The following is a 17,547-nucleotide window of genomic DNA, read 5'->3' as shown; positions in this document are numbered from 1 at the left end:
GGATGGCGAAGGGGGCATAATGAAGAAGTTCATAATAACCGGCATACAGATGAGAAACAAAGGCTCCCAGGCCATGTTTCTATCCCTGTATTGCGCCCTCAAGAAAACATACAGGGACTGCGATATCGTCGGCTTTGCCAACAAGTACGACACACCGGAGCAATATGCCTTTCGCATAATGCCCTATGACGACTACACCCGCGGCATCTTCAAATACCACCTGAACAGGGCGGCGCTGCTCGAGCCCCTGCTGACCCATGCCGTCGGCCTGTGGCGCAAGAGCGACAAGTGGGACGGCCAGATCGCGGCAATGGACAAGGCCCTGCGCGAGGCCGATGCCATCTTCGATGCCAGTGGCTACACGCTCGGATCGGGCTGGAGCAAGCAGGGCGGCGCCCTGCTGCTGCAGACCATCGGCATTGCGAGGCGCTACGGCAAGAAGATCATCCTGATGCCGCAAAGCTTCGGCCCGTTCGACTGGGACGACGGCGACAACACCGGTTTTCTGAGGCAGGTCAAACGCGAGCTGTCCTATTGCACGAAGATCTACGCACGCGAGAGCGAAGGCTATGCCTGCCTGACGGACCTGGGGCTGGAGAACGTGGCTCTCTCGGCCGACCTCGTCATCAGGGAGAAGGCTTTCCCGACATCGAGCGACATCTGCAAGGTTCACGATGACACCCCGGTACAATATCCAGGGCGCGGCTCGGTCGGGTTCATCGTCAACGAGAACATCTGCCGGATCGGCGATCACGAAGCCGTCACCAGCCTCTACGCCCGGATACTCGACAAGCTGATCGAGAAGGGCGAGCAGGTCTACATCGTCAACACCTCGACCGCCGACAAGGGCCTGGTCGACAGCGTCCTCGCAAAGGTGGTCGACAGGGCCGGCATCGGTGTGATCTCGGGTGAATACTCAAGTCCCGACCTGATAGATATCATCAGTCGTTTCAAGTACATCGTCGCTTCGCGATACCACTCGGTGGTGTTCGCCTACAGGAGCGGTGTCCCCGCGATCATTCTCGGTTGGGCGAGCAAGTACACGGATCTCGCGGCCCATTTCCATCAGCAGGACTACGTGTTCGACATAAGGGACCCGGGCGTAGACCGCATGGTCGAAACGATCGACCAGATGAGCGCGAAGCATGAATGCGAAGCGGCCACGATAGGCCGGTGCCTGAAGGACATCCAGTCCAGCTCCGTTGTCGACGACGCCTTGGCTGCCTTGCGCACCCAGCCTGCCGGCGCAGCATTCGGCACCGGGCTCGCACCCGCGCCAATCGACTGGCAGGCATCGATCTGAACCAGCTGCCACGCGCTTGCCCGGGCAAGTCGCTAGGTCCGGACCGCCTTCCCCCGACCGTCCGGACCCGGCCGACAAGGGGCTCGGGGCAGGCATAACGCCCGCCCCGAGCCTCTATTCTTCGGCTCAGCGGTGGAAGCGCAGCGAGAGCCAGAACGTGCGACCGATGACGTCGTAGACGCCCGACTGGTAGCTCAGCTCGAAATTCGCGCCACCCGCTTCTGCACCGGGAATACGCGGCGGCTTGCGGTCGAAAGCGTTGTTGAGGCCACCCGAGATTTCGATGGATTCGGTGAGCGGCGCCGACAGCGAAAAATCGTTGTAGAAGACATCGGGGGTATAGACGTCCTCGTAGTCCTCTGCCGTTACGGTCGAGCTCGAACGCATCGGCGAGAAGTGGCGCAGCGTCCAGGTGAAGTAGAAGCCCTCGTTGGCATAGCTGGTGCGCACGACGCCCTTCCACTTGGGCGAGCCGAAGACCCCGGCATATTCGGTCACCGAGTTGGGATCGTCGGGATCGAGCGTGTAGCGACGCTTGAGCAGGCGGGTGTAGTTCGCATCGATCGAGAGCCTGCCCTTGCCGAGCCCGACATTCTCGAGCGGGAGCGAATAGCCCAGCCCGAAGTCGATGCCGCGCGTCAGGTACTGGGCAAGGTTGAGCTTTTGGCTGGCGACCGATTCCAGATTGCCGTTCTCGTCACGCTCGATCAGCGGACAGAAGATGTTGTCGAGCGTGGGCTGGTCGACGCACTTGTTGATCAGCGTCTGCGGACCGAAGGCGTCGATCGCATTGCGCAGGTCGATATTGTAGTAGTCGACGGTGAGCGAGAGGCCGGGCACGAAGCGCGGCTGCATGACCGCACCCACGGTCAGCGTCTTGGCGGTCTCGGGCTTCAGCTCCAGATTGCCGCTGGAGATGATGTCCCGGTAAAGCCAGTAGCTGGCGGTATCGGCGGGGTTGAGTATGGCGCAGTTGGCGGCGGTATACTCGGTGCGCTCGACCCGGTTCTGCAGGTTATAGTCGTTGCACGGGTCGGTGATCCACAGGCCCGAGATGCTGTTGGCGGTGTAAAGCTCGCCGATGTTGGGTGCGCGCACCGCCTGCCCGTAGGTCGCGCGGAAGCGCACATCGGGGATCGGTGCCCATTCGCCGCCCACCTTCCAGGTCGTGGTACGCCCGGCCGTGCTGTAGTCCGAAAGACGCAGCGCCCCGTCGATCGAGAGCGTATCGAAGAACGGCACCGCCTTCAGGATCGGCACGTGCAACTCGCCGAAGGCTTCCTTGACCGAATAGTTACCGACAAGCGTGCCCGCGGTGGTGCCGATCGTGGGATCGAAGAGCGGGCTATCGGGATCGTACTCGGGGATCGCACCGATATCGTTGCGCTCCTTGCGGTATTCCGCACCCATCACGAGCTGCACCGCGCCACCGGGAAGCTCGAACAGGCCGCCGCTGACGTAGCCCGAGACGACCTGCTGGGTCAGCGTCGATTTCGAGGCATGGGTCGAATAGGTGACGTAGTCGATCATCTCCGGGGTCAGCGTTACCAGCGGGTTGATCGCAACGCAGCCATTGCCCGGATCGTCGAGCGTCGAGCGGCAGATCGCATTGCCATCGGCATCGGTGGTGCTGTCGAGACCGAGATACCAGCGGTCATAGGCAGTCGAGTTGACGTCGCGCACGCGCTGGGTCGTCTTGCCGTAACTGTAGTAGGCCGAGTAGTTCCACGGCTGCGAGAACAGCGAGAAGTCACCCTGGGCCCCGGCAACAGCCTGGAACATGGTGCGATCGTACTCGGTACGCGGTGCGGGCAATTCCATGAAGCGGCGCGCAAACTGCAGCCCGCCGGCGGGCACCGAACCGCCCGCTGCCGCGCGGATCTCGTCGGTGATGAACGGGCTGTCGGCGGGAACGACGTCGGTGCCGAAGGCCGTCATCTGCAGGTAACCCGCCTTGGAGGCGTTGTCCGCATAAGTCGCGTTCGCGAAGAGGTTGAGTGCGTCGGACACTTCGAAGCTCGCCGAGGCGCGGGTGTTGATGCGCCGCGAGGGAACCGAGAGGAACCAGCCATCGTAGCGCCCGTTGTACTCGCCCCCGTCGGTCAGCAGCGTGCCGAGCGGCTCGGTCGAGGTATCAAGGTCGACGGGGCGCGCGTTGACGAAGCCACCCGGCCCCAGGATCGGTGCGCGCAGGGCGCCCGTGTCGCGGTCGATCGCATAGAGCTGGCCGCCCAGCACGACCTGTGCAGAGTCGGACGTGTTGATGTTGCGCACGTGGTCCTGAACGACGTAGCGCTGCGAGGAATCGGCGCGTGAATAGATCGGGTAGCCATCGGCGGTCCACGGACGGTCCGAGCCGCTCACCGTGCCCGGCGTGTTCTCGTAGAAGCCGTAGACAGTGACATTGCCGCGATTGTCGGCGAAGTTGGCCCCGGCCAGCATGTCGAAGCCGTAGGTGTCCATGTCTCCGCGCGTCGAGGCGTTGTACCGCGTATTGGCCTCGATCCCGGAGAAGTCCTTCTTGAGGATGAAGTTGGCGACACCCGCAACGGCATCGGCGCCATAGAGCGCCGAGGCGCCGCCGGTAATGACCTCGACGCGCTCGACGAGGCTCGAGGGAATGTTGCTCAGATCGACCGCCGAAGTGCCGGGGATCGCCGCGACCTGACGGCGCCCGTCGACCAGAACGAGCGTGCGCTGCGTGCCCATGCCGCGCAGGTCGAGGGCGTTGATACCCGCATTGCCGGCAAGGTTGCTGGTCTGGTTGGTCTGCGTCACCGCGAGCGCGGGAAGCTGGTTGACGACGTCGGTGATGTTCTGGGTGCCGGTAGCCTTGATCTGGTCTGCATTGACGACCGCGATCGGCGACGGGCTCTCGGCGGCTGCACGGCGGATGCGGGTACCGGTGACGACGATGTCGCTTGCCCGGGCTGCGCTCGCATCCTCTTCCGCGTTGAAACCTTGCGTCTGCCCGAAACTGGGGACGCTGACGGCAAAGCTGCTCAACAGGAGCAGAGCTCGCAGATGCGTTGCCGAAGACCTGCGCAATTTCATCTCTATATCCTCTGATCCGTACCGGGCCCTCCCCCGGTGCTATATCGTATACGATATTTATTATCAGAAGATGTCAAGCGGGTTTTGCAACTTTCAGGCGAGATGCAATCGTTTGGCGCATTTTTCAGGCTGTCGTCGACACACCGCGCGCACCGATGCCCGACGCACAGCAAGCTGGCCCCGGCGCGGGACATGCTCCGAGCCCCTTCCCGTCAGGACGACGGCGGCCTTGCGGCCAGCCCTCACCTGTCGCGCGACACGAAATCCGCAATCGCGTCGCGCGTCTTCACGAGCGCGTCGGGCTCGAGGTAGAGCATGTGGCCCGAAGCATAGAAGCGCATGTCGATGTTCTGCTGCAGCGCAGGTGGAAGGTAAAGGTGCGACAGGTCGAACTCGGTGGCGAAGAACGGGGTCGAGAGGTCGTAGTAGCCATTGAGCGAGAGCACCCTGAGCTTCGGGTTGGTCCGCATCGCCACGCCAAGATCGCCCGCGACATTGGCAAGCGCGTTCTGCCGGGGCCCTGCAGGCGGCTGGTGGCTCCAGTCCCACTGCCGGAACATCGGACCGCTATTCGAGACAACGTAATCGAGATCGGTCCGGTACCCGAGCTCCTGCGAGAGATACTGCCGCAGCAACATCACATAGGCCCCGCCTATCGCCGCATCGTCGGGACTGCTCGCCACCGCATCGGCCATGCCGTCCGCCTCGAACGCCTCGTAGCGCGTGTCGAAGCCGCCGATCACGGCTCCGCGCTCGCGCAGCAGTTCCTTGCGGAACCGCTCGGGCATGATGCGCAGGTCCGAATGCAGGTAGTAATCGGCGGAGATACCCGTGAGCGCGGCCAACCGGTCAGCAACGGCGCGCTTCTCCTGCGCCGATATCGCATGTCCCTTTGCCAGTGCCAGCGTGTAGGGCCCCGAAGCAAAGGCGCGGGCCTCGGCGACGAGCGCCGCGACATCGTTGCCCGGGGCCGCAACCTTGCCGTGGTACCAGGCAGTTGCCGCGTAAGTCGGGATATGGTTGATCGCCATCCGGTCGAGCCCCGGCGCACGCTGCGCGAAGTTCAGGATCGAGGACATCAGGATCACGCCCGAGAGGTCGATGCCTTCCTCGTGCAGGCGATGGCTCAGGATCGCGCTCCGTGTCGTCCCGTAGGACTCGCCGAAGAGGTACTTGGTCGAATTCCAGCGATCGTTGATGTCGAGATAGCGCTTGATCGCCTCGGCGAAGGCGTCCGCATCCTGGTCGTTGCCCCAATAGCGCGAGACGTCGCCGGGATCGAAGGTGCGCGAGTAGCCGGTACTGATCGCATCGAGAAACACCAGGTCGGTGTCTCCCAGCAAGGTCTGGTCGTTCGCCTTGAGTGCGTAAGGCGCGCTCAGCACCTCTCCCGGCGCCGGCGCCTCGATCCGCATCGGTCCATAAGAGCCCATGTGCAGCCAGATCGAGGCCGCGCCCGGTCCCCCGTTGTAGACGAAGGTCAGTGGCCTCGGCTTGCTGCCCTTGGGCCGGTCGGCGACGTAGGCCACGTAGAACATGCTCGCACCGGGCAGTCCGGCCTTGTCGCGCAGTGTCAGCGTTCCCGCCGTAGCCGCGTAGGCAATGCGCTGCCCGCGCACCTCGATCGCATGACGGGTGGTAACCGCCTGTTCCTCGACGGGTACGCGCGCCACTTCGCGGACCGCGACCACAGCGTTCGCCGTGACCTCGCTGCCTGCCTCCGCCTTGCCTTGCGGGCGGGCGGCTGCGGCGGGCGGCGAGGCGATCGCGAGACCTGCGAGACAAGCTGCGGCGAGGCGCGTTGCGGCCGCCGACTTGCGCGTTTCGAACCGGATCGACATCGCTTGACTATCTCCTTGGAAACTTTGGACGCGCTCGCAGGCGCACAGCCCCCCGAAGCGGTTCGGGGAACCGTGCCGCTGTCGCTATCGGGAACGGACCGGCGCGCGGGTCAGGGGGCCGCCCTGGCGTAGAAGGCGTCGAGATCGACCTTCATCTGCCCGGCGACCGCCTCGTCGACATAGGTCATGTGGCCGGACTCGTAGTGCTTGAAGGCGAGGTTCGCGCGCCGGTCGGGCAACAGGTAGAGGTGCGAGATGTCGAACTCGGCCTGGGCGAAAGGTGTCGCGAGATCGTAGACCCCGCCCATGACCAGCACCTTGAGGTTGGCATTGCGCTGCATCGCGGCGGCAAGGTCGAGCGCGGTATTGGGGGAATTGAGCAGGCCGTTCATCCCCGGTGCGCGGTGACGGTGATCCCAGTTCGCCGAAATGACCATGTTGTAGAGCGGCCGGTACTGCAGGTCGGTGCGGTACCCGATCTCGTCGGCAAGATGCTGGCGATAGGTCGAGAGGTGTGCGCTGTTCACGCCCGCCGTGGCGGCATCGTTGGTCGCCGGGTCCATCGCCCCTCCGCCGACGGTGTAGGACTTGGGTCCCACGAAACGCGTATCGAACCGACCGACGATCAGGCTGCGGTCGGCGAGGAGTTCCTCGCGGAACGCCTCCATGCCAACGCGCAGGTGATTTGCCAGGAGATAGGGTACCGACAGGCCGGTGTAGCCGCTCATGCGCTGCGCGATTGCCTGCTCCTCGTCCGGGCTCAGACCGTCGGCTCGCAGCAGTGCCGAAGCATAGTCCCCGAGCGCGAATGCGCGCACTTCCGCGAGGTAGCTATCGAGCTGCGCCGGGTGCGTCGCCGAGCGATTATGATACCAGGCAGTCGCGGCGAGCGTGGGCAGGAAGTTGATGTCGGCAATGTCGACGCCCGGCGCGCCGGTCGCGCTGTTCAGGTAGGTCGAGAGCAGGACGACACCGTTGAAGTCAAGCCCCTGGTTCTGAAGGCGATAGACAAGCGAGGCGGCGCGCGTGGTGCCATACGATTCCCCGAAGAGGAAGCGCGGCGCGTTCCAGTGATCGGTGATCGTCAGGTAGCGCGTGATCGCCCGGGCAAAGGAATCGACGTCCGGATCGACGCCCCAGAAGTCCTTGCCGCTCGCCGCGCCGATGGCCCGCGAATACCCCGTACCCACCGCGTCGATGAAGACGAGGTCGCTCTTGTCGAGCAGCGTGTGGGGATTGTCGACCAGCGCATAGGGCGCGGGCGGCGTCGGATCGGGGGTGGCGGTCGGCGCGCGGCGCGGGCCGAAAGCGCCGATGTTGAGCCACAGGCTCGCCGACCCGGGACCGCCATTGAAGAAGAAGGTGACCGGCCGCTTGGGCGCTCCCTTCGCTGCCGGGCGCGTATAGGCAGTGTAGAACATGCTCGCCACCGCCTGCGCATCGTCGTCACGAACGGTGAGCGTGCCCGCAGTGGCGGTATAGTCGTAGCTTTTGCCGGCGGCGGAATAGTGCATCGTCTTGCTGACGGTGCGCTCCTTGTCGTCGGCGAGCACCGCAGCGGGAGCGTCCTCGCCCTTCTTGTCCTGAGCCAGGGCCTTTCCGGCTGCAGGCATTGCCAGGAGCGCCGCGCAGCACACTGCGACCAGTTTCTTCATCGTGCGACTTCCTTATCGACGGATGGTGAAGGTTGCCCCGATCGTGCGGGGGCGCAAGGTTCCGTATTGATACGGATAAACGTAGCTGCGGTACGACGCGCAAGGATCGCCGCCGCCTGCGCTGCAGCTCGTGCGCCCGCCGTAGCGACCCATGACGTCACGCGAATTGAACAGGTTGTCGATGTAGAGCGAGACCTTCCAGCCGTCGCGGCCAAGCCCTGCGCGCGCGGTCACGAAGTTCGTCGCGCCCGTGCGGTAGGTATCGGGCGAAAAGCTCGCGGTGAACGGACCGGAGGAATTCTGGTAGGCCGAGTTGTGCTGGTAGTCGGCATGGAGGAAGGCCTCGAACCCTCCCAGCGGACGGACATAGTCGAAGCCGAGGTTGAAGCTCCAGTCCGGCACCGGCAGCGCATCGCCGTCGGCAACGTAAGTGGTAAAGCCCGGCTCCGGACCGATGACGTCCTGGGTGTACTTGGCATCGGTGTAGGCGACCTGCCCGTCAAGGCGCAGTCCCTCGAAGAGTTCGAACGCGACTTGCATGTCGAACCCCTTGGAGACCGCCTTGCCGCCATTGATGGTATAGCCAAAGCCGCAGGTCGGCAGGCCGTAGGCGGTCTGGATGTTCGACCAGTCGATGTAGTAGGCGCTGCCCGCGAGGCTCGCCTTGGCATTGGCACTGCGCAGCTTCGCGCCGACTTCGTAGCTCCACAGCGAGTCCGCCCCGTAGGTGTCGGGCGATGACGAAATGCCCAGTGCCTCCAGGTCGGCCCCGCAACGCGCAGCTGGCGGCGGCTGGTTCACGCCGCCCACGCGAAAGCCTTTGGCGACGGTGGCATAGACCATGTTCGAGCGGTCGATCTGGTACTGCAGGCCGAACTTGGGCGTGACCGGCGTCTCCTTGACGGTCCCTTGCGTCAACCCGCCGTTCTGCGTGGTGGGCTCGAGAAATCCGGCGAAGGTACCTGCCGTCACCTGGTCGTATGCGAATTTCTCGCGCGATACGCGCACTCCGGCAATGAGCTTGAGCTTGTCCACCAGCTCGTAGCTGGCCTCGCCGAAGGCCGCGAGCGAGGTTTCCTCGAGGTTCTGGTCGCGATGATAGGTGATGTTGCCTGGCTCCACACCCACACCCATCAACTGCTCGGGCGTGATCCCGAAGGTCGCCTGGGTCAGATCCTCGAGATTGGCGATGATGTGATAGTTCGAATTGTTGTCGTAGTGCGCGAAATAGACCCCCGCGATCCACGAGAAGCGCCCGGTGTTCGTTCCGGCCATCCGCAGCTCCTGGATGAAACCGTCGCGCGTGTTCTCGTAGATCGGCGTCGACTGGTAGCTCGTGAGATCGGAGACGAAGGGAAATCCGCCCTGAAAATTGGCCGGTTCGACGTAAGTATAGTCCGCGCGCCCCCAGGTCTTGTCATGCAGGTAGGAAGTCACCGAGGTCAGCGAAGCCCCACCCAGATCGTATTCCAGCTTGAGCGAGGGCAGGAATATCTCGGTGGTGCGCGGTTGCACGATGGTGCACTTCTCGGCGGTATCGACGTAGATGTCGCCGTAGTTGCAGTTGATGCCGGTCTCATAGGGCCCGAAGGTCGCCTCCGGGTAGGTGTATCCGCCGAAGGTGGTTTCGGGGACGGTCTCCCACTGGGTATCTGCATCGTCCTGCCGGTTGCGCGAATAATAGACCGAGGGCGTAATTGCCAGCGCGTCACTCGCCTGGAACAGCAAGGCACCGCGAAAGGCGAATTCGTCGGTCGTGTTGGTATCCTTGGCAAGTGTCTCGCCGGTCAGACGGTCGACGTGATCGATGTACCCGCCGAAGCGGCGCAGGGTGCCGCTGACCCGCAGCCCGAGACGGTCCTCCACCAGCGGGATGCCGAGCGCCAGCCCGAGGTCGTAAGTCGTCCCGCCCGACTTGATGAAGCCGACCTCGGCACGCCCGTAGAGGCTGGAATCGACGAGACTGGGCGTTGGCGTGATGAAGCGGATCGTGCCGCCAAGCGAGGAGCCGCCGAACAGCGTGCCCTGCGGACCGCGCAAGACTTCCACCCGCTCGAGGTCGAAGAGCTGGGGGGTCGGCGTACCGCTGCCCGAGATGCCGATGGCATTGCGCTTCTGCAGCGGGGTGTCGTCCAGGTAGATCCCGGTCGTGGGCGCGCCGTTCGACGAGGCGACGCCGCGGATCGAGATATTGGGGATGCGGTCCGCGATCGGCGAGGACTGCAGCGAAAGCGCAGGGACAGTGCGTACCACATCCGCAAAGCTGCGGATGTTGCGCTTGTCCATCTCCTCGGTCGGAAGCGCGGTGATGCTCATCGGCACGCGACTGATCGAGGTGGCCTGCTTGGTCGCGGTAACGAGAATCTCGCCCGGAAGCTCGTCCTCCACAGGCTGCGCCGAACTGGCTGCGGCTGCCGCGGAGGCCGTGGGCACGCGTCCCGCGCTGCGCATCGCCAAGCCGCCGCCGCTGGCCGATGCGAAAGTGAGCCCTGCGCGCGCGGAAGGCCCGCCTTCGAAACGGCCACGTTCGCGATAGCGCAGCGTCACGATGCCGTTGCGGAACGTCGATATCTCCAGCCCGGCGGGCAGGATGAGGCGCTGCAGTCTCTCGCGCACGTCGACCGTGCCGATGATGGCGGGGGTCTTGACCCCGCCGAGACGCTCGGCCGGCGCGAGAATCTCGAGCCCCGATTGCCGCGCGAATTCGGGGATCGTCTTGTTGGCCTCGCCTGCCGGGACATTGATGATGCGCTGCTGCGCCTGTGCCGGAGCGGCCGCGATGACAGCCGGAACAAGAGATGCGGAAATAAGAAACCGATTGAGGTTGTTCATGCTTGCCCCCGACGCCACCGTTGCACCACTGGAATTTCCCGGTACACGCGCCGTCATCCGGACCGGACTGGATCCGGTCTCCGGCCCGCCGGACAGCCCCGCAAGGCCGCTAGGGCGGAAAGCTTGTCGTGAATCGGCGGATGCATCGCACCAGAACAGGCGACACCCCCGACCTTTCAAATACCCCCTGCGCCATCGCTACGATGCCGCGCCTCCCGATAGACGAGATGAACCGCCCGAAAAAATCCCCCACCCGGCCTGTAAAAAATTTTCAATATGTCTGCGCCATTGGGAAGCTGGCGACGCATCTGCGCGATTTTAATCGCTCGCGAAACTTCGACTTGATTTTTCGCCGGTCTTCACATCCAAATACGTGAATGATCCCGAGCAGCCTCGAACGCGCGCAATGGCTCGCCGACCACGTCCTGCCGCACGAGGCGGCATTGCGGGGCTGGCTGTCGAAGCGCAGTACCGGGACGCTCGAGGTCGAGGATATAGTTCAGGAATGCTACACCACCTTTGCGGAAATGGCGTCGGTTACGCACATTCACAGTCCTAGAAACTATCTTTTCCAGATCGCGACTTCGATCATTCTGCAGTCGGTACGCCGCTCCAAGATCGTGGCCTTCGACGCCCTTTGCGATATCGATGCCGCGGCGATTGCCGCCGACACCCCCCTGCCCGATGCCTATGCAGCAGCACGCGAGGAACTGTACCGCGTCCTCGAGGTGATCGAGAACCTGCCGCCCCAGGCTCGGCAGGTATTCGTCCTGCGGCGAATTCAGGGCCAGTCCCAGCGCGACGTTGCGCGCGAGATGCAAATCGCGGAAAGCACCGTCGAAAAGCACCTCGCGCGCGCCGTGCGATCCTTGATGGACAGCTTCGGGCGTGGCGGAAAAACCACCGCCCAGGCATCACAGGTGCGCAGGCCGCACGAAGAGGATTATGACCGCAAGGGACACAAGCTCTGAAATCGAGGACCGTGCGGCCGAATGGGTCGCGCGCATGGAGCTGCGCGAGCTGACACCTGCCGAGCAGGCGCAGCTGGAAAGCTGGATCGCGGGAGACCGGCGCCGGCTCGGTGCGCTCGTGCGTGGACAGGCCATCGTCACGTCGTTCGGCGCTCGGCTCGATGACACGCCGCAACCGGTCATCCCCGCCGACGAACTGCCCCAACCGCGCAGCGCCGTCTTCTCGCGCCGCGGTGCGCTGTTCGCCGGCTTCGCGGCACTGGGCGCCGTCGGTATCGGCATATCGACGCTCAGGCCCTTCGCCTCGACAGCCTATGCGACCGAGATCGGCGAGATTCGCCGCATCACGCTCGAGGACGGCTCGGTGGTTACCCTCAACTCCGGTTCGCGCATGACCGCCCGCCTTGCGGGCGATCAGCGCCATATCCTGCTCGAGCGGGGCGAAGCCCTGTTCAGGATCGCGCCCGACACAGGCCGCCCCTTCGCGATTTCGGCAGGCGGCAACACCTTCACCACAAGCGAGACCTTGTGCAGCCTTCGCTGCATCTCCCCGCGCGAGGTACGCCTCTCGGTCCTCTCCGGCGAAGTCGGTGTCGATGCCGCGAACCATGGCGGCCCCCACTTCCGGGCACGCCGCAACCAGCTCGTCACGATCACGCCTGCAAGAGGTGTCGAGATCGCCGACGTCGCGAGCGAGGAACTCGAGCAGGAAACCGTGTGGCGCAGCGGCAAGATCGCGTTCAGCGGGGACAGCCTCTACCACGCGGCGGCAGAGTTCGCGCGCTACAACACGACCCGCATCGTCGTGGACGACGCCGCCGTCGGAGACCTGAAGATCACCGGCCTGTTCGATTCCAACGACCCCGCGCGCTTCGCCGAAGCAGTCGCTGGCATGTTCGCCCTCGAGGTCAAGCGCGTCGACGACGAGATTGTCCTGTCGGCACCTTAGGCCCAGGATCCATTATACTTTCGGGTTACCGCAAAGCTGCCCGTGAAAATGCAAAATTAAAAAGATTGAACAATTCATTCAATGCAATCGAATTAATATAATACTTTATTGTAAGCATATTATTTGAATTATTGCCGCACAATAATCCCGTTAGATAACACGCCCAAAAAGCGGGAGGAGTTGTGATGATGCAATATAATATTGTCTTTTGCGCAATTTGTGCAGCCGCCTTCCTACCTTCAGCTCCGGCGATGGCTGCGACCGAGGAAGGCTTCTATGGCCACGTCAGGTTCGGACTGCATCTGCCTCAAGACCCCAAAACGACCATCGAGACCGACCTGTACGACACTGACACCGTCTTTTACGGTGACGACTACATCAACGGCAAATTGAACCGCGACAGTTCGATCGAGATTGCTGGCGGCCTCGGCTACGACATCGGGATGATCCGCGGCGAAATCACCGCCTCCTACACCAAGAGCGACATCAAGACCGGCACCTTTACCGCCCGGAACGGCGCGCCACTCACGAACGATGAAATCCTGACCGCATGCACCTACATCGCCGATTGCACGAGCACGGACAACGGGTTCAAGGCAGCTTTCGAGGACACCTCGATCAGGACCTTCGCGGCGATGGCATCCGCCTGGCTGGATATCGAAACCAGCCTGCCGGTCGAGCCCTACGTGGGCGGTGGCATCGGTTTTGCCAGCAACCGGCTTCACTACTACGATGGCAAGGATAGCAAGACGACATTCCGATGGGAACTGGGAGCTGGCATTGCCGGGGCCATCAGTCCCGGGATCATGGCCACGCTCGATTACCGGTTCAGCGGTTCGGACGGCTGGAAATACTATCAGGATCCGGGATACGAAGACGCATCCGTCGATATCGGCTCGCTCAAAGCGCACACCATCGCAATAGGGCTACGAACCTACTTCTGACAGTACAGCCGCAGCTCAGTCGCAGTCCATCTTTGTCAGGCGCTGCACGTTGGTCAGTTGCTGGTTCTCGCGGCCGCGCACGTTGAATGCGCTTTCGTAGCGGATCGGCGTATCGTCGAAGAAGGCGCCAAGGATCAGGGGCTGGTAGGCGTAGCTCGCCTCGACGAACATGATCGCGGTTCCGTTCGCGGCGCCGATGGTCTTGCCTTCGGGACCAAGTCCGTCGGCAAGGCTGCCGTCGTCACGCCCCTTGCCCTCGCCGCCGTAGGCCGGTGCGAAGTCTCCCTCGCCCCAGCAGCGCTGCCAGCGGATCATCTGGCCGCGGTCGCGGCCGTTGCGCCCGTTGCTCTCGACCGAGGAAAGGACGAGACGCCCGTTCTGCGCAAAGTCGATCCCCTCGCCGATCGCATCGGCGCCTGCAAAGACCTCGTGGACATTGGCCTCGTCGATCCCGCCCATGACGCGTCCGGCATTGTCGGCGACGGCCATCGCCATCTCGCTCACGCGCAGCTGCGCACGGGCGTAGTTGGCGATCTCGAGCCCCGAACACAGCACCAGCAGGAACAATGGCAGGACCAGTGCGAACTCGACGAAGGCCAGGCCGCGCCGGTCCGCCGCAAGGCAACGCAAGGCGCGAAGCCGCCGCTCGAGATCCACGACGCCCCGGATCGTCACGAAGCCACCCCGCACAGCACCGCAGGCACGGCCTGCGAACTGTAAGGCTGGTTGCGAAAGGCGGTCTGCGCGCTGAGCGTCTCGCGCGGTTCGCCGCCGAGGAACAGGTGACTGGGGAGCAGCCGGTCGATCTGCATCGTCACCTGGTAGAAGGCGACATCGTTGGCCCCGCCCAGCCCCTCGCGCCCGGCGTCGAGATCGAAGCGGCCATTGCCGTTGGCATCCTGCCAGCAGTCACCGTCGTCATAGTCGAACCGGCCGTTGCCGTTGACGTCGGTCATGATTTTCTCGGCATTGCCGATGCCGCTGAACTCGTAATAGTTGCTGATCGAGACCTGTGGGTCCGCGCCTGGCGCGATCGCGGAAAGCCGGTCCCGGATCTGGGCCTTGATCCGCTCTTCGGTGGTGTCGCCATCGGCCATGAAGGCGGGGTCTTCCACCGAGGCGCGCCGCGCGGCATCGGACAAGGTCCCCTGCAGCACCGAAAGCACGTAGGAGCGATAAGTCAGGTCGAACGCTCCGGCGAGCAGAACGGCCAATGGACCGATGAGCAGCGCGAACTCGACGACGGTCACGCCGCGGGTGTCGCGTCCCAACCGGCGGGTGCTGCGCGCCACCCGGCACAAGGCCATCATCGTGTCAGCCTCAGGTTGCCGATGCCACGCCCGATGTCCTCGAAGATCTGCTCGAGATCGGACCCGTCGCTGGTGTAGAACTGGGCCGAACTGGTCGCGCACGGTTCGATGTCATCGGTGTCGGTGACGTCGAGGGCAATGACCCAGATCGTCACGCTCATCGACTTGGCCAGAGTGCAGATCGAGTTGAAGCGGTTGATATGGCGCGTGCGGATCGCGCCCGAGCCCTGCACACGCCCCTGGAAGCGCTGCAGCCCGAAGGCACTGTAGAGATCGTTGCGACCGCTGGCATCGTCGGTGTCGAGCTTGCCGTCGGTCATGAACACGATGTGCTGGCGTACCGGGATGCCGTCGCGCTCTGTCGGGTTGTCGTCGGCGTAGAAACCCGTGCGCGAGATGAAACGCAGGCCCCACAGCATACCGATATCGTGGTAGGTGCCGCCGGTCACCCGCACCGTGGCATTGTTGATCGCGGTCTGGAACGCGCTTTCGGAAGCATAGGGCTGCATGGTCGAGGCCTCGGAAGGACAGCCCGACTGGGTCTCTGCTTCCTGCACGCCCGGATCGTAGCGTCCGAACTGCAGTTCGGGCTGGTTGCCGGCGTTGCCCGCGCGGGTGTCGACGTCGGCGCGCGTGACGGTATCCTCGATCTCGTAGGGATCCTGATCATGCCCGATCGAGGGGCGTTCCTCGATGCAGCCGTCGCCGCTGGTACGGAAGTTCTGCGTATTGCCTCCGGTACTACCGCCACCCTTGCCGATATTCCACGAAGACTCGTTTATGTTGACCCATTTCGTCGTATAGTTGTTATAGCAATATTGACGGCCATTATAATAATAGCAGTTGCGCTCTACATGAACGTAGGGCTGTTCCTTGACGATGTCCTTGTTCATCAGCGAACGGCCAACGTTGACGGTATGCGAATAGGGCATGATCCCGAAGCGCGTGACCGAACCGTTGTCGTCGTCCAGTGCACGGTACAGGCCCATGGCCCCGCTGCGCAGCCGCGCGATCTTGGTCGCTCCGCCGGCGCTGGGCCGGTCGTTCATCGACCCGGTCACGTCGAGCACCAGCATGACATCGTTGTGTCCCATGTCGCGCTTGGCGTTGCAGTTCACCTCGATGTCGGCCTGGTTGTAGCCGAACACGCGCATCACCGACATCGGCACCACAGCGCGCGCAACGCCGACCAGCTCGTTGTCGTCATCCTCGCCCGGCGCGATCTCGAAGCTGACGTCGCGGGTACCGAGCAGGCCGTCGGGGAAGTTGAAATGGAAGAAGCGCTCGGCCTCCTCCCTGGACGTCCTGTCCCAGTCGGCACCGTCCATGATCTGACGACCGGCCAGCGCACCCGCGTCACACGCGTTCTGCAGCTTGCCCCGCACGAGGTAGGCAACGCTCATGTCGACCCCGCCACCGATGATCGCAAGCAGCGGAATCACCGCAGCTGCGGTCAGCAGCATGACGTTGCCATCCCGCTCGCCCAGCAGGCGGCGAATGATCGACATTAAACCCACGTCCATGGCCCCGCGACTTGCCCTAACGAGAAAATGCGAAGGCTGGTTAATCGTGATTCAATGAAGATTACGTAAAGTCATTCAGGCATTTGTCTGTCGCCATCAGCCGCGTCCATCCGGTAGCTCGCGGAACATCGTACGTATCTCCGCGTGGACCAGCGCGACACGCGGTTCGCGCAGCGATCGCGGCGTCCAGATCATGTGGTAACGGTTGACCGGCGTCTCGCGCGGGGCCGTGATCTCGACGAGATCGCCCGCGGCAAGGTGCGCGTCGCACAAGTAACTCGGCAGCACGCACCAGCCGAAGCCGCGCATCGCCAGCCCCTGCAGGCAGCGCAGGTCCTGCCCGACCACCGCGCTCGTCAGCGGCTCACGCGCCAGACCGTTAGCCTCGAACCAAGCGCCGATCAGTTGTTGTTCCAGGTTGAAGGCGAGCACCGGCTCGTTCTGCAATGCATGGGCAAGGTCGGGCGCTGCCATGATCCGTGCCACGACTTCGGGAGCTGCCACTGCGTGCAGGCCCTCCTCGTGCACCACCTCGCTGCGCACGCGCCGGTCGTCCAGCGGGTAGGCCGAGATCGCCAGGTCGCACTCCCCCGCGAGCACCGCTGCGGCCATCTGCGCGCGGTCGGCGGCGGTGAAGCGGATCTGCATGCCGCGGCGCACGAGTGGCAGGAGACCGGGCACGACGATCTCGGCAAGAAAGTCGGCCTGCCCCATTATCCGCACGATCCCGGTCAGGTCCGCCGAGCGCGCCCGCGCACGCGCCAGCACCGCCTCGGCCATGTCGAGACTGTCGCCGATGCCGCTGGCCATTTCCTCGGCAACGATCGTGGGTGTCACGCCCTTGGCATGACGCACGAAGAGCGGATGGCCGATCGCCGCCTCGAGCGCGGCGATGTGCTGCGAGATCGCGGGTTGGGTCAGGCCGAGGCTGCGCGCCGCGCCGCTGAGCGAGCGCTGGCGATAGACCTCGACGAAGCTGCGCAGTTGCAGGAGTGCCATGGCGACTCATCCATAAGATATCTTATCGAAACATCCAAATCATCTAATGAGCCTTGGGTCACCATCGCGCCTATTGCGCGCAGGCCCTTCGTGCGACCGGGTCCTTTCCGGATGCCCCCGCGCCGGTTTGCCGGTCCACGAAGGGCACCGTGCAACGACAGTCCTG

The 17,547-nt window shown here is 63.7% G+C and carries 12 protein-coding genes; 4 read left to right on the top strand and 8 right to left on the bottom strand.

The window, feature by feature from the left end:
• The first annotated feature begins 19 nt into the window (after nt 1-19).
• On the top strand, nt 20-1,303 hold the full coding sequence (locus I5E68_RS03890) for a polysaccharide pyruvyl transferase family protein (protein WP_323982080.1): 1,284 nt from the start codon (nt 20-22) through the stop codon (nt 1,301-1,303).
• A gap of 126 nt (nt 1,304-1,429) precedes the next feature.
• Here the strand turns inward: I5E68_RS03890 and I5E68_RS03885 are convergent, their stop codons facing one another.
• From I5E68_RS03885 to I5E68_RS03870, 4 genes are all read right to left on the bottom strand, one after another.
• Complete coding sequence (locus I5E68_RS03885) at nt 1,430-4,309, bottom strand: TonB-dependent receptor domain-containing protein (protein ID WP_228726810.1); 2,880 nt, start codon at nt 4,307-4,309, stop codon at nt 1,430-1,432.
• 290 nt (nt 4,310-4,599) lie between these two features.
• Nucleotides 4,600-6,198: a S10 family peptidase gene (locus tag I5E68_RS03880; protein WP_197160935.1), complete on the bottom strand. Its 1,599-nt coding sequence runs from the start codon at nt 6,196-6,198 to the stop codon at nt 4,600-4,602.
• A gap of 110 nt (nt 6,199-6,308) precedes the next feature.
• Nucleotides 6,309-7,853 carry a S10 family peptidase gene (locus I5E68_RS03875; protein ID WP_228726809.1) on the bottom strand — a complete coding sequence of 515 codons (1,545 nt, stop codon included), beginning with the start codon at nt 7,851-7,853 and terminating at the stop codon, nt 6,309-6,311.
• Between the two features lie 12 nt (nt 7,854-7,865).
• Nucleotides 7,866-10,685 (bottom strand): TonB-dependent receptor, encoded by a 2,820-nt coding sequence (locus I5E68_RS03870; protein ID WP_197160933.1) that lies wholly within the window; start codon nt 10,683-10,685, stop codon nt 7,866-7,868.
• A 377-nt stretch (nt 10,686-11,062) separates the two neighbouring features.
• Here I5E68_RS03870 and I5E68_RS03865 point away from each other — a divergent pair, with 377 nt between their 5' ends.
• From I5E68_RS03865 to I5E68_RS03855, 3 genes are all read left to right on the top strand, one after another.
• Nucleotides 11,063-11,656, top strand: a complete 594-nt coding sequence (locus I5E68_RS03865; RefSeq protein ID WP_197160932.1) for an RNA polymerase sigma factor — start codon at nt 11,063-11,065, stop codon at nt 11,654-11,656.
• Nucleotides 11,631-12,605 (top strand): FecR family protein, encoded by a 975-nt coding sequence (locus I5E68_RS03860; RefSeq protein ID WP_197160931.1) that lies wholly within the window; start codon nt 11,631-11,633, stop codon nt 12,603-12,605. Before I5E68_RS03865 ends, I5E68_RS03860 begins: the two co-directional genes overlap by 26 nt.
• Nucleotides 12,606-12,790: 185 nt before the next feature.
• Nucleotides 12,791-13,549, top strand: coding sequence for an outer membrane protein (locus I5E68_RS03855; protein WP_197160930.1), 759 nt, complete (start codon nt 12,791-12,793; stop codon nt 13,547-13,549).
• Nucleotides 13,550-13,564: 15 nt separating this feature from the next.
• Here the strand turns inward: I5E68_RS03855 and I5E68_RS03850 are convergent, their stop codons facing one another.
• From I5E68_RS03850 to I5E68_RS03835, 4 genes are all read right to left on the bottom strand, one after another.
• Entirely contained in the window at nt 13,565-14,224 is a 660-nt protein-coding gene (locus tag I5E68_RS03850) for a TadE/TadG family type IV pilus assembly protein (protein WP_323982079.1), read from the bottom strand.
• Nucleotides 14,221-14,859 carry a TadE/TadG family type IV pilus assembly protein gene (locus tag I5E68_RS03845; RefSeq protein WP_197160929.1) on the bottom strand — a complete coding sequence of 213 codons (639 nt, stop codon included), beginning with the start codon at nt 14,857-14,859 and terminating at the stop codon, nt 14,221-14,223. The genes I5E68_RS03850 and I5E68_RS03845 overlap by 4 nt, the downstream gene beginning before the upstream one ends.
• Nucleotides 14,856-16,367 (bottom strand): Tad domain-containing protein, encoded by a 1,512-nt coding sequence (locus I5E68_RS03840; protein ID WP_197160928.1) that lies wholly within the window; start codon nt 16,365-16,367, stop codon nt 14,856-14,858. The genes I5E68_RS03845 and I5E68_RS03840 overlap by 4 nt, the downstream gene beginning before the upstream one ends.
• Nucleotides 16,368-16,478: 111 nt before the next feature.
• The gene (locus I5E68_RS03835) at nt 16,479-17,381 is read right to left on the bottom strand and encodes a LysR family transcriptional regulator (RefSeq protein WP_197160927.1); all 903 of its coding nucleotides are present in this window, start codon (nt 17,379-17,381) and stop codon (nt 16,479-16,481) included.
• Nucleotides 17,382-17,547 lie beyond the last annotated feature (166 nt).

This window comes from Novosphingobium aureum, from assembly GCF_015865035.1.
In the GTDB taxonomy this organism is placed as follows: domain Bacteria; phylum Pseudomonadota; class Alphaproteobacteria; order Sphingomonadales; family Sphingomonadaceae; genus Novosphingobium; species Novosphingobium aureum.
The sequence above is the reverse complement of the archived record's forward strand: the minus strand, read 5'-3'. Positions and strand labels throughout refer to the sequence as shown.

Bases quoted from the DNA above. Each gene is read 5' to 3' on its own strand.
- I5E68_RS03890 (WP_323982080.1), top strand. From the start codon at position 20: ATGAAGAAGTTCATAATAACCGGCATACAGATGAGAAACAAAGGCTCC.
- I5E68_RS03835 (WP_197160927.1), bottom strand. From the start codon at position 17,381: ATGGCACTCCTGCAACTGCGCAGCTTCGTCGAGGTCTATCGCCAGCGC.
- I5E68_RS03875 (WP_228726809.1), bottom strand. From the start codon at position 7,853: ATGAAGAAACTGGTCGCAGTGTGCTGCGCGGCGCTCCTGGCAATGCCT.
- I5E68_RS03870 (WP_197160933.1), bottom strand. From the start codon at position 10,685: ATGAACAACCTCAATCGGTTTCTTATTTCCGCATCTCTTGTTCCGGCT.
- I5E68_RS03860 (WP_197160931.1), top strand. From the start codon at position 11,631: ATGACCGCAAGGGACACAAGCTCTGAAATCGAGGACCGTGCGGCCGAA.
- I5E68_RS03865 (WP_197160932.1), top strand. From the start codon at position 11,063: ATGATCCCGAGCAGCCTCGAACGCGCGCAATGGCTCGCCGACCACGTC.
- I5E68_RS03845 (WP_197160929.1), bottom strand. From the start codon at position 14,859: ATGATGGCCTTGTGCCGGGTGGCGCGCAGCACCCGCCGGTTGGGACGC.
- I5E68_RS03880 (WP_197160935.1), bottom strand. From the start codon at position 6,198: ATGTCGATCCGGTTCGAAACGCGCAAGTCGGCGGCCGCAACGCGCCTC.
- I5E68_RS03855 (WP_197160930.1), top strand. From the start codon at position 12,791: ATGATGCAATATAATATTGTCTTTTGCGCAATTTGTGCAGCCGCCTTC.
- I5E68_RS03840 (WP_197160928.1), bottom strand. From the start codon at position 16,367: ATGTCGATCATTCGCCGCCTGCTGGGCGAGCGGGATGGCAACGTCATG.